Here is a 16,007-nt window from a genome sequence, read left to right on the forward strand (position 1 = left end):
ACTCAGGAAAACAGCATCGGAGGTCGACTCGTTGAGCGAGATACATGAGGTTCTGATCATAGGGTCTGGTCCGGCGGGCTATACAGCGGCGCTATACGCAGGGCGCGCCGGGTTGAAGCCGGTCGTATTGGCCGGACATCAGCCGGGCGGGCAGTTGATGATAACGACAGACGTTGAAAACTATCCGGGCTATCCAGACGGGGTGATGGGACCGGCGATGATGGACGACTTTAGAAAACAGGCCGAGCGGTTTGGAGCGATCGTATTGCAACAGCACGTCAACGAGGTCGATTTCTCTGACGCGCCGTATACAGTTAAGACCGTCTCCGGCGAGACGCATCGTTCGCGCACAGTGATCGTCGCAACCGGAGCATCGGCCAAGTGGATCGGCCTGAAGGCTGAAGAGCTGTTGGGCGGCCGCGGGGTTTCGGCGTGCGCCACTTGCGATGGGTTTTTCTTTCGGGGCAAGAACGTGATCGTGGTGGGCGGCGGCGATACCGCGATGGAGGAGGCGACCTACCTGACTCGCCATGCAGAGAAGGTCTATGTGGTGCATCGACGGGATACGCTGCGCGCTTCCAAGATCATGCAGGAGCGGGCTTTCAAGAATCCCAAGATCGAGTTTATATGGAACACGGCGCTGAGCGACATCAAGGATGTAGAGGCGGGCAAGGTAACCGGGGTTGTTCTGAGAGATGTGAACACGGGCGCGGAGCGCGAGATGGCGATCGACGGCGTCTTTGTCGCTATCGGGCACGAGCCGAACACACAGGTCTTTGCGGACTGGCTCGATCGGGACGATTTGGGCTACATCGTCGTGCACGATGGGACGAAGACGAAGATACCGGGCATATTCGCCTGCGGCGATGCGACCGATCGGATCTATCGACAGGCGGTAACCGCGGCGGGAACCGGCTGCATGGCGGCGATCGATGCGGAGCGGTGGCTGGAGGCCCAAGAGTGAATTTGGATTGGAGACGGGTGATTGCCGCTATCGATACAGAGAGCATAGACGAAGCAAAGGGGATTGTCGGTCGCTATTCGGACAAAGGATGCGGCTTTAAGATCGGCGGCGGGATTGTGCTGACACACGGGTTGGAGGCGATCGCCGCGCTGGGAGCCGGGCGCGTGTTTGTGGACATGAAACTGCACGACATCCCGAACTCGGTAGCCATTGCGGCTCGGGCTATCGATCGTCGCGGCGCTTGGATGACCACGCTTCACGCTTCGGGCGGAAGCGAGATGATGAAAGCGGCCAGAGATGCGGTCGAGAAGGTGTTGCTGGTCGCTGTTACGGTCTTAACCAGCCTTGACGATGCGATGCTCTCGCGCGTCGGCGCAGGGGCTTCGGCGATGGATCAGGCGCTGCGGCTGGCGGAGTTGGCGATCGAGTGCGGGATGGACGGGATTGTAGCCTCTCCCCACGAAGCTAAGGCAATACGGCGGATAGCGCCGGACGGCTTCTTGATCGTAACGCCTGGCATTCGTCCAGCCGGAGCCGCCCGCCACGATCAGCAACGGGCGGCGACGCCGGAAGAAGCGCTCGAGGCTGGCGCGGACTACCTAGTGATAGGCCGCGCATTGGCCTCGTTCGATTAGTCGATCACAAAGATCACTCGGCAAGCTTGCAGGAAGCCCGACGACTGGTCTGCCGCCATCAACAGTCTCGCATCGGTGTTGGAGAGCACGGCGCTGCCTCGGCTCTTGCCGACTGTGCCGACCGCCCTTAGGACGAGCGGGTTTGCGCCTGCCCGAGAGAGAGCCTTGGCTTCAGCCATCGAACGTGCATAGGCGGCGATCCCGTGCGCAATGACGAACTCGGGATCGACGTTCATTGTGCCCCATATCTCATCGCCGTTCGAAGCGAAGATTTTCGGGCTCATCATCGGCTGCAATCCTTGTCCGCGGCAATCGATAATGACCGACGTGTAGCCATTGGGGACCGACTGGCGCGGCGGTTCGGGCGCTTTGACCGCTGCGGGCGAAGACGCGCTTCTGGCTCCGAGGACGATCTCGACGGCGGGCGAGCCCGCAAGGGTAACAACCCGTTCGGAGATCATGGTAACGTTGTCAAGGCGCCCATTGGTCGCGATGGTGGTCGATTTGGACGGGGACCCATAGTCGTTGACGCTCAACTGATGGGAAACCTCGACGCCTTGCACCGAGATGGTTAAGTTGGCGAGCGCCTGAGCGTAAGCCGAGTCGCGGGCCTTTGCGTAAGCGACGGCTCGATCGGCCTCGCGCATGGAGATAGGCCCATAGCCCGCGCCGGTGGTCAGTCCATCGGTCTGAACAGGCATAGCCGGCACGGCCACAAACTGGATCGGAAGCCAGAGCATCGCAGGCTGATAACCGCGAGAAACCTGGGCAATACCGACGGAAACGACAGCGATCGCGAGCAAGCTCAGCGCCCCGCGCGAGAAAACGGCTGATGCACACATCTTGATGCCACCCCTTTATAGAGAATGGCGACCGGTCGCTGAAGGAAAGACGGATCAAACCTGGTAAAGTTACGGCCCTTCGAGCCCCGAAGAAGGAATCTTGAAGGTCGAGGTCGAATATATCGCTCATTGGACATAGGAGGAACGTGAAGAGGACGAGGACAGCGCACACGAACTAAACCGTTGTATCAGCGGCGCCGAAAAGTTTTGGCGTCCCCCCTTGACTTGCATGCCCTTGGCGGGGTATAGTAATCGACTCATACCGCCCGGAGGGAACTATGCGAATTATCCGGCACAGCAAGAAGCGTGTCGAAACCATTCTCGCACCGCCGCATCTGATTGAGATTCAGCTCAACTCCTATCGTTGGTTTCTCGAAGAGGGCCTCAAAGAACTTTTCGTTAACTACTCGCCGATCTACGACATGACTCGCAACTACTCGATCGAGTTTGGCGAGTTCACCCTGGGCGAACCCAAATATTCTGTGGCCGAGTGTCGCGAGCGCGACATGACTTTCGAGGCGCCCATGCGCGCCAAGGTGCGGCTATACGCGAAGGATCGCGACGTCATGGAGACCGAGATTTATCTGGGCGAATTGCCCCTGATGACCGACGGCGGCACTTTCATCATCAACGGTCGAGAGCGCGTGATCGTCAGCCAGATTACTCGCTCGCCGGGCGTTTATTTCTCCACCGATGTCGACTTTACGATGCAGATTTTGGTTTCCTCGCGCATTATTCCGGCAGAGGGTCCGTGGTTGGAGATCGAGAGCGACCAGCACAATGTGATTCGCGGACAGATCCATCAGTCCAAGAAGATTCCGATCACTCAGTTGATCAAGGCGTTTGCCGGATTCGACGAGGCGCGCGTGCCCGTCAAACTCCCTCTGAACCGTGCCGCGAGCCGCATTGCGGTTGAAGACATAGTCGATCCGGACACCGGCGAGCTCTTGCTCAAGGCCGGCACGACCATCGCCCCCGACTTTTTGGCAGGGCTCAGCGAGCAGCAGCGATCGATCAGGGCGCTGGTCGATCTGCCTTACGCCATGGACAATCAGGGGCGCCCGACCATCAACAACGACGTTCTGGTCGATCTGCTTGGCGAGAAAGTCACGCTGATGAGCCCTACCCGCGACGATCTGATCGGCAGGCGGGCCGTCGCCGACATTGTTGATCCGAACAAACCGGACAAACCGATCGTCAAACGCCACCAAAAGATCGAGAAAAAGGCCGCGGACGACATTCTGAAGCTGAGTCTCGAACAGGTCGAAGTGCTTTCGTTGCCCAAGTTTGTCGAATCGACGCTGGAGGCCGACCCGACGCCCAGCACGCGAGAAGCGATCATGGACTTTTATCGTCGCGTGCGCCCGGGCGATCCGGCGGTCGAGGAGAATGCTCGAAACGTCTTTTTCTCTCTGCTCTTGGACCCTCGCCGCTACTCGTTGGCCAAAGTCGGTCGTTATCAGTTGAATCGCAAGTTGGACTTAGAGGCGCCGGCTAACACCAAATGCATAACCGTGTCCGATTTGATCGCCACCTTCCTGTACATGATCGAACTTCACGAAAGCCAGAAGCAGGCCGAGGACGACACTCAGCAGAAGAAAGAGGACGATATCGACCATCTAGCCAACAAGCGCGTGCGCTCGGTCGGCGAGTTGCTTCAGAGCCACCTTCGTACCGGATTCGGCCGCATGGAAAAGGTCGCTCGCGAGCGAATGACCACGGCGCCCGACCCGGAGCAAGTTCTGCCGAGCGTGATTTTGAGCGTCAAGCCGATCAGCGCGGCGATCAAATCCTTCTTTACCACCAGCCAACTTTCGACCTTTATGGACCAGACCAATCCGTTGGCAGAGCTTTCGAACAAGCGCAAGTTGTCGGCGCTGGGCCCTGGAGGATTGACCCGCCAGTCGGCCAAACTGGAAGTGCGCGACGTGCACCGCTCGCACTATGGTCGGATTTGTCCCATCGAAACGCCGGAAGGGCCAAACATTGGACTGATCAACCAATTGACCCTGTATGGCACGGTTGACGAGTATGGTTTCGTTCGCTCTCCTTATAGGAGGATCGTTAACGGCAAGGTTACCGACCAGATCGACTATCTTTCGGCGGCGGACGACGATCTGTTGCACGTGGCTCCGGCCGATGCGCCGGTCGATGCGGACGGCAAGTTCTCCGAAGAGTTTGTGCAAGTGCGACACGCGGGCACCTACCCCACCGTGCATCGGGACAAGGTGCAATACATGGATGTCGCGCCCGCTCAGATTTTCTCAGTATCGACCTGCATGATTCCGTTTGTCGAGAACGACGACGCTAACCGAGCGCTGATGGGCGCCAACATGCAGCGGCAAGGATTGCCTCTGATCGTTTCGGATGCGCCCCTGGTGCATACGGGCGTAGAGCGCAAGGCCGCGCTGGATGCTCCGAGCGTGATCGTAGCGCGAGAGGCGGGCGTCGTTTCCTATGTCTCGGCGACCGAGATTCGCATGACGAACCAAGAGGGCGGCGAGACTGTCTACGCGCTGCCGCACATGCACCAGTCGAACAAAGGCACCTGCTTTACATTCGTGCCCACCGTCGAGCTTGGTCAGCGCGTCTTGGCAGGCCAGCCGATCGCCGATGGTCCGACCACCGAGCGCGGGGAGCTGGCGCTGGGCAAGAACGTGCTGGTGGCGTTCGTGCCTTGGGGCGGATACAACTACGAGGATGCGATTCTCGTCTCCGAGCGATTGTTGCACGAAGACGTCTATACATCGATTCACTTGGAGCGCTATCAAACAGAAGCGACCGATACGCAATTGGGGCCCGAAGAAATCACGTCGGACATCCCCAACATTGCGGAAGAGGCGCGGCGCAATCTGGACGAAGGCGGGATCATCCGCATCGGCGCCGAGGTGAATCCAGACGACATTCTGGTCGGCAAAATAGCGCCAAAGGGCCAGACGGAGAGCTCTGCCGAGCAGCGCTTGATCGTCGCGATCTTTGGAAAGAAGGCCGAAGAGATGCGCGACGTCTCGCTGCGCTTGCCGCACGGCGAGCACGGATACGTCATCCGAGTCGTGCAATTTGCGCGATTTAAGTACGAGTGCAAGCGTTGCGGCGGCATTCACTTTGCCAGCAAGAAACCCGACATAATGGAATGTCCGCGCTGTCGCGGCGATTTGGAACAGTTGCAACCCGATGAACTGACGGCCGGAGTCAACCATCTGGTTCGCGCGCACGTGGCTACTAGGCGGCCGCTGACCGAAGGCGATAAGATGGCCGGACGCCACGGCAACAAGGGCGTCATCTCGAAGATCATGCCCCAAGCCGACATGCCCTTTATGATGGACGGCACGCCGATCGATATTGTGTTGAATCCGTTGGGCGTGCCATCCCGCATGAACATCGGACAGGTGTTGGAGCTGCATTTAGGGCTGGTGGCGAAGAAACTGGGCGTCCGGTTCCAGACTCAGCCGTTCCAGGGCTCGACCGAAGAAGAGATTTTAGACGAGCTTCGCCTGATGGCGGACCGGCTCCAGCGCGACAACTTCATCCAACTGTTTTCGCAAGAGTTGGGAGCCGACGCCGAGGAGAGCGTCGACGAGCGGTTTAGAATAGCCTCTCGCTATCGGTCTACTTACAGCGACGTTTGCGATGCGGCACTCGAAATCTTGAAGAAACTGGGACCTGGCGATCTGAATCGAATTGGCGACAAAATCGTTGCCGAACGAGACAAGAAGGGCAATTGCAGCGCGGACACGGTGTTGGAGAGACTGAGAGCGATGGTCGAGCATCGCACCGGAATCGATCCCAAGACGGGCAAAGTAACCTTGCGCGACGGGAAGACCGGCGATGAGTTCGACAATCCGATCTCGGCCGGCTATCTCTATGTTCTGAAATTAGAGCACCTGGCCGAAGAGAAGATTCACGCTCGTTCGATCGGGCCCTACTCGCTCGTGACTCAACAACCGTTGGGCGGCAAGGCTCAGTTCGGTGGTCAGCGATTTGGAGAGATGGAAGTCTGGGCGCTGGAAGCCTACGGCGCGGCGCACACGCTTCAAGAGATGCTGACGATCAAATCGGACGATGTAACCGGCCGAATCAAGACCTACGAGGCGATCATCAAGGGTCATCCGGTCATCCAGCCTTCCGTGCCCGAGTCGTTCAAGATTCTGGTGAACGAGCTTCGCGCGCTGGCGCTCAAAGTCGGCGTTGTGGACGAACGCGGTCGAGACGTCGAACTGAAGACCTTGGAAGACTTGGACGACGATGGCGATTTTCGCCCAAAGATGAGCGGACTGTTGGGGTCCAACTAGCCTTTATCGTTCCTGGAGGGATAGAGTGGCAGATATAACTGCGATCAAAGCGCTTCGTATCGGCATCGCGTCGCCCATAGACATCAAGTCGTGGTCGCACGGCGAGGTCAAGAAGCCGGAGACGATCAACTATCGAACGTTCAAGCCCGAGCGCGACGGTCTGTTCTGCGAGCGCATCTTTGGGCCGACGAAGGATTGGGAATGCTCTTGCGGGCGCTACAAGAAGGTGAAGTTTAAGGGCGTCAAGTGCGAGCGGTGCGGCGTTGAGGTTACGCGAGCCCGCGTGCGGCGCGAGCGGATGGGGCACATCGAACTGGCCGCGCCCGTCTGCCACCTTTGGTACCTAAAGGGCGTTCCGACTCCATTGGGATTGCTGCTGGATATTTCTCCAAGACTGCTCGAAAAGGTCATCTACTTTACATCTTACATCGTCATCGATGTGGATCGCGAGGCGATACAGCAGGATTTGGAAGCGATTCGTGGGGCGATCGAGGAAGAGGCCAACGCGATTCGAGAAGAAATCGAAGAAACGTACCGCCGACTGGATCAGGAGCTTCAGGCAACGCTCGAGGAGAATAAAGAGGAGTTTACCGAGCAGGCGATCGCCGAGCAGGTCAAAAGGACGGAAGATCGTAAAGAACTGGAGCGCAAAGAGCGATTCGGACATATAGAGGAACTCGAAAAGGCGTTCGAGACGCTTTCTGGAATCTCGCGCCACCAACTGTTGGACGAAACGACCTTCCGAGGCGTGGACAGCCTGCTGAACGTTGCCAGCCGACGGCTTAACAAAGATTTGCGCCAAACATTAAAGGCCGGCCTCGGCGCTGCGGCCATTCGCGAACTGTTGGCCAACATCGATCTGGAGAAATTGAGCCGCCAATTGAAAGAGGAGATTCAGTCGACCCAGGGCACTCGACGAGCAAGGGCGATCAAGCGGCTGGAGATCACCGACGCGTTTCTGCTGAGCAAAACGACGCCCGACTGGATGATCGTCGATGTTCTGCCTGTACTGCCGCCCGAACTGCGGCCGATGGTGCAGTTGGACGGCGGGCGCTTTGCAACCAGCGATCTGAATGATCTTTATCGTCGAATCATTAACCGCAACAACCGACTAAAGCGGATTGTAGAAATCCGCGCGCCCGAGAGCATCGTCAACCACGAAAAGCGATTGCTTCAAGAGTCGGTCGACGCGCTGATCGACAACAACCGGAAGGCCAAGCCGGTGCCGGGCAGCCACAATCGGCCATTGAAATCGCTGTCAGACATGCTCAAAGGCAAGGAAGGCCGATTCCGCAAAAACCTGCTAGGAAAGCGAGTCGACTATTCCGGGCGTTCCGTGATCGTGGTCGGTCCGCACCTAAAACTGCATCAGTGCGGATTGCCCAAAGAGATCGCGCTCGAACTGTTCAAGCCTTTCGTCATGCATCAATTGGTGAAAACCGAGCAAGCGACGAACATCAAGACGGCCAAGCGCTTGATCGACAAACAGGATAAGGAAGTTTGGTCGGCGCTGGAGACCGTGATCAAGGAGCATCCTGTACTGCTCAATCGCGCGCCGACGCTGCACCGGCTCGGAATTCAAGCATTCGAACCCATCCTGGTGGAAGGCAAGGCGATCCAGGTGCACCCGTTGGTGTGCCACGCCTACAATGCGGACTTTGACGGCGACCAAATGGCGGTGCACGTGCCGCTGTCGTATGCCGCACAGGCCGAAGCGCGAGTGCTGATGCTGAGCACGCACAACCTCTTTTCGCCGGCCGACGGACGACCGATCGTGGCGCCCGTGCAGGACATCGTGCTCGGCAACTACTATCTGACCATGGAGGTGCCGGTCGAGCGCGAGAACCAGCCGATGTTCGCTAGCTTCGAGGAAGCCTACCAGGCTTTCGAAGCCAATGCGATAACCCTTCACGAAAGGATTTCCGTTCGCGTCGCAGACGAGCCAGAGGAAGCGGGCGAAGAAACGGAGCCGAAGATCATTGAAACGACGCTTGGGCGGTTGTTCTTGAACAATATTCTGCCGAAACCGTTGAAGAACGATCCAAAGCACCTGGTTACCTTGAACAAGAAGTCGATCTCGAACTTGGTCAAGGATGTCTATCACGCCGTGGGCCATGCGCGGACGGTTCAGTTCTTGGACGATCTGAAGAACCTTGGCTTCACGTGGGCGTCTCGCGGCGGCATCTCGATCAGCGTTACCGACATGGAGCCGAACAAAGAGCGCGACGAGATCATTCATCGCACCGAGCTCCAGGTTCGCGGCTTGAACGATTCTTGGGAGAAGGGCGTCCTGCGCACGGACGAGCGCAAAGAGAAAGTACTAAGGCTTTGGCGCGATGCGGCAGAGGATGTCGCCAAGTCGATCTTAAAGGGCATCGGGCACGAAAACCCGTTGTTCGTAATCACCGATTCGGGCGCAAGAGGCTCTACGAAGCAGTTGACGCAATTGGCGGGCATGCGGGGCTTGATGTCCGACCCGTTTGGCAACCTGATCGAGGACTTGCCGATTCGGAGCAACTTTCACGAAGGGCTGTCGGTCTTTGAGTACTTCGTATCGACGCACGGCGCGCGGAAAGGCCTGGCCGACACAGCTCTAAGAACAGCCGACGCGGGCTATTTGACCCGACGGTTGGTGGACGTTGCACAAGACGTTATCGTTCGCACCGAAGATTGCGAGGCGACCGAAGGCATTGTGGTGTGCCGAATCGACCGCGAAGGCATGAATCTGGAATCGTTGTCGGATCGAATCCGAGGCCGCTATGTTCCGGCGCCGATGTTCGATCCCTATTCGGGCGATCAGATTATCGCCGAGCGCGAGATTCTGACGGACGAGGTTTGCGCCCGGATCGAGAAGCTGATTCTGCCAATGGAGGCGCTGACCCAGACGATCCGTCAACTGCCCGACCGCATTGGAGAGATTACGGACGAGGACTTGAAAGATCCGGAAACGGGGGAAGTCTTGGCCGAAGCTTTTTCGGAGATTACCGAAAAACTCATCCAAACGCTTCGCGCGCGACGAGACGCGTTGAAGCCAAAGTGGGAGGCCGCCGGCTTCCACTGGGTCGAGCACGACCTGGTCGGCGTGCACGTACTGTCGCCCCTGACCTGCACGGAGCGGCGCGGCATTTGCGCTCGATGCTACGGAATGGACATGTCGACGCGAAAACCTGTCGAGATAGGCACCGCGGTCGGCATCATCGCAGCGCAGTCGATCGGCGAGCCGGGCACTCAGCTGACCATGCGGACGTTCCATACGGGCGGCATCGCTAGCGACGACATTGTGGCGGTCAAAGATGTCAAGCGTCAGCGAAGCGCTGCGCTTCGCGAAATCATGTCGGACGAATCGACCGGCGCGCTCTCGTTTACCGGCGAAGAGATGAAAGACCTTCGTTCCGAACAGCAGAGCATCTTGCGCCGGTACATCAAGGAGTTGAAAGGCGATTTGGACGATACCGCGGTAGAGGTTGCACCGGAGCCTGTCAAGAAAAAGCGCGTTTCGAAGAAAAAACTTGCCGAGGAAGCCGCGGCGCTCGAAGCGGGCGAAGTTCCTGCCGACGACGCAGAGGCCGAGACGAAAGAGACGGACGAAAAACTGAGAAAGATCGTCAAGAACTGGACGCAAAAACTGGTCAAACTTCTAGAGACCGAGATCGGCGGCATTCTGCGCGTCGAAGAACTCTTCGAATCGCGAAAGCCTAAGGGCGAGGCGATCATTGCGGAGTTTGAAGGCGAGGTGTTGAGCATCGAGCAACAGCAGCGCGGTCGATGGATCGTGTTGCGCGGCAACTTGCCAGTGGGCGAGCAGCTTTCTGGCCGCATGGCGATGCACGATATCGTGCATCCCCAGACTGGCGACGTGCTTGTCAAGGAAGGCGACGAGATTACCGACAAGATGGTTACTAAGTTGCGCGATGCTGGCGTGGATCGAGCAGACGCTATCGATCTGGTCCTAGTCCCCTTGCGCGGAGAACTAGAGGTTCGGGCTGGCGATCAGGTTCGACCGGGAGACCGGTTGACGCCTGGACCGCTCGATCCGCACAAATTGCTCCAATTGCGCGGCGTTCGGGGCGTACAGGACTATCTGGTGCGCGAGATTCAGGCGGTCTATAAGGCCCAAGGCGTTGACATCAACGACCGGCACATCGAGTGCATTGTGCGCCAGATGTTGAAGAAGCGCAAGATCAAAGAGTCGGGCAGCACTTACTTCTTGCCCGGCCAAAACGTGGATCGCTTCATATTCGAGGATGAGAACTTGCGCGCGATGACCGGCGAAGAGCCTGGAAAGCCCGCGACCGCCGACTGGGTGCTGCTGGGCATCAGCGAGGCGTCGCTTCAGACCGAGTCGTTCCTTTCGGCCGCTTCGTTCCAAAAGACCACGCGCATCCTGACCGAAGCCGCCGTCCGCGGAAAGCAGGACGAACTGATCGGCCTGAAAGAGAACGTGATCATCGGCCGTCTGATTCCTGCAGGTACAGGATTCCCAACGCGCCGTCATGTGGAAGTTGAGCGGGAGAAACGCTATATCCCCACTCTGGAAGAGCAACTAGGCTATGAAGACGCAGGCTCAGAGAAAGACAATACCGACGGCAAGGCGACCGTTGCCGCATTAGTCAATGGCGAATCGGCAGCCGTCGAAGAGGAAAAGACGAAGCCGAAGAAGCGCGCCGCTAAGAAGGCCGAGATCGAAGAGGGCGCAGATGTGCCTGTCACGGCTCTAGTCAGCGGGGAGGCCGTCGCCGTCGAAGAGGAAACGGCAAAACCGAAGAAGCGCGCTTCCAAAAAGGCCGACGACAACGAGATTGTGGCCGAAGAGCCCAAACCCAAAAAGCGCTCAGGCAAGAAGGCTGACGAGGCTCAAGAGCCTCTGGCCGAGTAAGGCCTCCTATCGGTCGCCCAGCTTGGCTTGACAGAGCTCGATTCGGCCAATCATGCCGACCAGGCGCCCGTCCATTGTAACGGGCGCCCGCTTTAACCGATGTTGCGCAAAGGCTCGTTCGGCTTCTTCAATCTCGGCGTCGGCATCGACCGAGATGGCTGGCGCCGTCATGCACTCGGATATCGGCGCGTTGGGCGATTCGCACCGCTTCGCGACATCGGCCTCAGTCACTATGCCTAGAACCCTAAGGTCTTCGTCGACGACCGGCAACGCGGTCAATTGGTAGAGGTCCATCTTGTCGATCGCATCGCGCAACGGCGCGTCGGGGCGAACTGTGGCAATGTGCGCGCTCATATATTCCATCACCTTCATTGGTGGGGCAATTCTACCTAAGAAGGTAAAATAAGCGGCTGTTTCTATAGGAGGGTAACCCATGATCGCATCGTGCCGAAAAGGAGGCGCGTTTCTAATATCCGACTCTAAACCCGAGGAGTGCTTTGCGCCTGAGGATTTTGACGCCGAAGCACGGATGATCGGCCAAGCGGCGGAGGATTTTGTTCGCGAGGAACTTCTGACCCAAATCGACCGGATCGAGAAGGCCGAAGAGGGCCTCATGAAGTCGCTCGACCGAAAGATGGGGGAGTTGGGATTCACGGCTGCCGAGGTGCCTGCAGTCTATAACGGGTTGGACCTGCCTAAGCCGACCATTGCACTGATCGTCGAGAAGCTAGGGCCAGAGCCGGCCACCTGTTTGACCTTGCAGGCCCATGCGGGTCTTGCAATTCTCCCGCTGGTGATGGAAGGCAACGATGCTCAGAAGCGCAACTACTTGCCTAAATTGGCCAGCGGCGAGTGGTGCGGGTCGTTTTGTCTGAGCGAGCCGGGCAGCGGGTCGGACGCGCTGGGCATGAAGACTCGCGCCGTGCCCGCGCCCGATGGAAAGGGCTACATCGTCAAAGGCGAAAAAATGTGGGTTACCAACGCCGGTTTTGCGGACCTTTTCACTGTCTTTGCTCGGATGGACGATCGAATATCGGCTTTCCTAATCGAGCGGAGTTTTCCTGGAGTAACGCTGGGCCGGGAGGAAGAGAAGATCGGCCTGCACGGTTCCAGCACGCGGCGCGTTGCGTTTGAGGATGTGCATGTGCCGGCAGAGAATCTATTGGGCGAGGCTGGCAAGGCGCACTACGCGGCGCTCAACACGCTCAATTTGGGTCGTTACAAGATGGCTGCGAGCGGATTGGGCACGGGCAAGTACGCGCTGGAGTTGGGCGTTCAGTATGCGTTGCAGCGGCATCAGTTTGGGAAGCCGATCGCAGACTTTGGCCTAGTCAAACAGAAGGTCGCTCAGATGACCGCGAGGCTATTTGCTCTAGAGTCGATGCTCTATCGGATAGGCGGCGACATGAACGCGGCGTTTCACGAAGTTCACCATTCCGACGTAACCCAGCCAAGCGCGACATTGCTCTACCGAAAAGCGGCGAGCGAGTTTGCTGCGGAAAATGCTCTGGTCAAGTTCTTTGGCACCGAGGTTCAGCACTTTTGCGCAGACGAGTCGATGCAGATTCATGGCGGCTATGGCTATACGGAGGATTTTCCCATCGCCAAGATCTTTAGGGAGTCCCGCGTGCCGAGGATCTATGAAGGCACAAACGAGATCAACCGGATCAATGTTACACAGGGATTGATCCGTCGGATGAGCGAACTGGGCTTGGACGCGGCGATCAGCGTTTCGCAGGCCTCTTGGCCGACCGGTGTCATGGAGATGGCCTTGGATGCCGCGAGCAGGCTAAAGGCGGTCTGTTTGAGCGTCTTAAAAGAAGCTTGGCGCGAATACGGCGAGGATCTGAAGGAGCAGCGACAAGAGGTCGCGGCCGCAATTGCGGATTTGGCGTGTTATGCGCTGGCGCTAGAGAGTGTTGCGTTGCGATTGCCCAAACTACAGGAGAAGGACGCTGGCGAGATGGCAGCGCTCATCTTTGCGCGCGAGGCGATCTTTGCGGCGCATGAGCGAACCGACTTTGCCTGTCAAGCTATGGGGCTGCGTCCAGCGTTTTTCGACCCGCCGAACATAGACTCGATCGCAATTGGTCGGGCGTTGGCCGACAAGAGCCTGGCGCGAGGCGGATATCCGTTTTAGCAGCCCTGGCCGAAATTGCCCAGGATGATTGCTAAGTCCGAATCGTTGACGCTTCCATCGCCGTTCAGGTCGGCTGGATGCCCTGTCTCTACGACGCCGAAATGGCTGAGCACAAAACTCAGGTCGCGGTCGTCCACGCACCCAGAGCAATCGGTGTCGCCTGCGATGCGGTCGCACGGGTTGTCCGCCACGACGAGCGTGTTATCGCCACGCGAATAGAGGAAGCGAGAACCGTTGGGCGCCCATCGGACGCTGGTTACTCCGCCGCCGACTTCCTTAGTGTAGGCCTGAGAGGCTTGGCCGTCGAACACTCTCCAAATGCGCACAGAGCCGTTAAAGCCGTGGGATTGGGGATAGCGATCGGATGAAAGAAGCCAACGATTGTTGGGAGAAAAGGCAAGGGAAGTAACGCCGCCAAGGTGGCCAAAGAGCGTCCGAACGGGCGAACCGTCCGATGCGTTCCAGATCTTTATCACCCCGTCGGCCGATCCCGAGGCCAGAAATCTTCCGTCATGGCTATAGGCGATCGCTTGCACCGGTTCGTCGTGGCCGGTGATCAGATAAGCGAGTTCGCCATTGCTAACTCTCCAAACACGGACGATTGCGTCGTTGCTGCCAGCGGCGATAAAAGCCGAGTCAGGCGAGAAAGCGACCGATCGAACGGACCCAAAGGGGCCGGAAAGAGTTCGGATAACGGAGTAGTTGCTCGTACGGAAGAGCTTTACGGTGAAGTCGGCGCTGCCTGTGGCAAAAGTCTGGCCGTCGTTGGAGAACGCGACGGAGTTGGTAGGACTAAAGTGGGGTTGCATCGATCGGGCGAGCGTGCCGTTGGAGGTGCGATAAAACCGGAGCAAAGTGTCCTCGGTCGAGGCGACCGCGAGTTGACCGTCGCTTGAAACCTCGACTGTCAATATCCGGCCTCCGCCGGGTGCGATTGAGCGGACTTCGCTAGCAGTAGCCGCGTTCCATTGGCGCATCGTGGCGTCTCGAGCGCCGGACACGATTTGCGCGCTGTCCGGCGTCCAGCGAGCGGCATCGATCACCCCGTTGTGTGCCGTTAAGAAGCGCTGCACATTGAACGCGATGACAGACCAGTGTCGAACGTGCTGGTCGTATCCTCCGGTAGCGAACCAGGCGGCGTCGCGGGTTGCGGCGATGCAGAGCACGGCGCCGTTGTGGTTTCGCAACGAGTTGAGGGGAGCGCCGTCGGGCAGCCTCAACATTCTTGCATAGCCGTCGCCTCCGGCAGTCAAAACGCGGTGGCCGCCGCCAAAGTTAGGCACGGTGGTTAACTGGGCGACCGCGAATCCAGGCGCTGGGGTGAAAGAGCCGGCCAAGACGCCATCCGTTAAGATATAGGCGCGGACGAGGGTCCCGCCAGCCCCAACAATGTATTTGTTGTCGCTGGTTACGGAAATCGAAAGGACGGGTCCGTCGAAGCCGCTAAACAGGAATCTTTGGGTGCCATTGCTGACGCGCCAGACCCGGATCGTGCCGTCCTCGCCACCGGCGCATACTAGTTCGCCATCCGTGGAGAAGACGACCGAATTGACCCAGTCGCCAAAGCCGGACAGCGTACGGACGATCGCTCCCGTGTGCGGATTCCAGAGGATGACCGAATTGTCCCAACTCGCCGAGGCGAGGAGCTGACCGTTGGGCGAGAAGGCGACCGCGCTGACGACGGAGATGTGCCCCAGAAGCTCTTGGGTCATCTCGCCGTCGGACATTCGGAAGACCTTGACGGCGCCCGAATAGTCAAAGCCGTCAAAGTTGGCGTCGCTAACGGCCAACAGGCTGCCATCGGGCGAGAAAGAGAGGCCCGTGATCCAACCAAAATCGGCGCTGAGCGTGCGGTGCACGCCGCCGTCCGACGTGCGCCAGATTCTGACCGTGCGGTCGTCGCCGCCCGATGCTAAGTATTGACCGTTGTGGCTATAGGCGACGGCATAGACGCCTTCGTTGTGGCCAGTCCGCATCCAACGGATAGGGGCTTCGAGCTGTGAGCATGCGATGCTGATGAGACAAACGACAAGGCCGACAACCGCGCTAAAGTGTTTCATATCTAACCTGACCTTTCCCTTCAATACAAATTCGAAAGCAACGGCTTCCTCTTGGCAAATTATACCGCGGGTTTGGGTTCGATTGTAGGATGCGGGAACTTTTCGGCAAGAGAGAGCGTCAAACAGTGATATACTTTTGGTCGAGCGCGCGCTTAGGGAGGCAGTTCGATGAACGCTTCAGCGCTGTTTGCAGTAAAC

The 16,007-nt window shown here is 58.3% G+C and carries 8 protein-coding genes; 5 read left to right on the forward strand and 3 right to left on the reverse strand.

The window, feature by feature from the left end:
- The first annotated feature begins 31 nt into the window (after nt 1-31).
- Together trxB and pyrF are read left to right on the forward strand one after the other, a co-directional pair.
- Entirely contained in the window at nt 32-964 is a 933-nt protein-coding gene (trxB, locus tag HUU60_01445; GenBank protein NUL81370.1) for a thioredoxin-disulfide reductase, read from the forward strand.
- On the forward strand, nt 961-1,599 hold the full coding sequence (gene pyrF, locus HUU60_01450; GenBank protein NUL81371.1) for an orotidine-5'-phosphate decarboxylase: 639 nt from the start codon (nt 961-963) through the stop codon (nt 1,597-1,599). Before trxB ends, pyrF begins: the two co-directional genes overlap by 4 nt.
- On the opposite strand, the gene HUU60_01455 is transcribed toward pyrF, so the two are convergent.
- Nucleotides 1,596-2,402, reverse strand: a complete 807-nt coding sequence (locus HUU60_01455; GenBank protein ID NUL81372.1) for a hypothetical protein — start codon at nt 2,400-2,402, stop codon at nt 1,596-1,598. The genes pyrF and HUU60_01455 overlap by 4 nt on opposite strands.
- A gap of 317 nt (nt 2,403-2,719) precedes the next feature.
- On the opposite strand from HUU60_01455, the gene rpoB reads away from it, so the two are divergent.
- Both rpoB and rpoC read left to right on the forward strand, forming a co-directional pair.
- Nucleotides 2,720-6,733 carry a DNA-directed RNA polymerase subunit beta gene (gene rpoB, locus HUU60_01460; protein NUL81373.1) on the forward strand — a complete coding sequence of 1,338 codons (4,014 nt, stop codon included), beginning with the start codon at nt 2,720-2,722 and terminating at the stop codon, nt 6,731-6,733.
- A gap of 25 nt (nt 6,734-6,758) precedes the next feature.
- On the forward strand, nt 6,759-11,609 hold the full coding sequence (gene rpoC / locus HUU60_01465; protein ID NUL81374.1) for a DNA-directed RNA polymerase subunit beta': 4,851 nt from the start codon (nt 6,759-6,761) through the stop codon (nt 11,607-11,609).
- Between the two features lie 6 nt (nt 11,610-11,615).
- Here the strand turns inward: rpoC and HUU60_01470 are convergent, their stop codons facing one another.
- On the reverse strand, nt 11,616-11,981 hold the full coding sequence (locus HUU60_01470; GenBank protein ID NUL81375.1) for a CBS domain-containing protein: 366 nt from the start codon (nt 11,979-11,981) through the stop codon (nt 11,616-11,618).
- A gap of 61 nt (nt 11,982-12,042) precedes the next feature.
- Between HUU60_01470 and HUU60_01475 the strand changes: the two genes are divergently transcribed.
- Nucleotides 12,043-13,749: an acyl-CoA dehydrogenase family protein gene (locus HUU60_01475; protein ID NUL81376.1), complete on the forward strand. Its 1,707-nt coding sequence runs from the start codon at nt 12,043-12,045 to the stop codon at nt 13,747-13,749.
- On the opposite strand, the gene HUU60_01480 is transcribed toward HUU60_01475, so the two are convergent.
- Nucleotides 13,746-15,809 carry a hypothetical protein gene (locus HUU60_01480; GenBank protein ID NUL81377.1) on the reverse strand — a complete coding sequence of 688 codons (2,064 nt, stop codon included), beginning with the start codon at nt 15,807-15,809 and terminating at the stop codon, nt 13,746-13,748. The two genes, HUU60_01475 and HUU60_01480, sit on opposite strands and share 4 nt — an antisense overlap.
- Nucleotides 15,810-16,007 lie beyond the last annotated feature (198 nt).

The organism is Armatimonadota bacterium (assembly GCA_013359125.1).
Lineage (GTDB): Bacteria > Armatimonadota > Fimbriimonadia > Fimbriimonadales > GBS-DC > JABWCR01.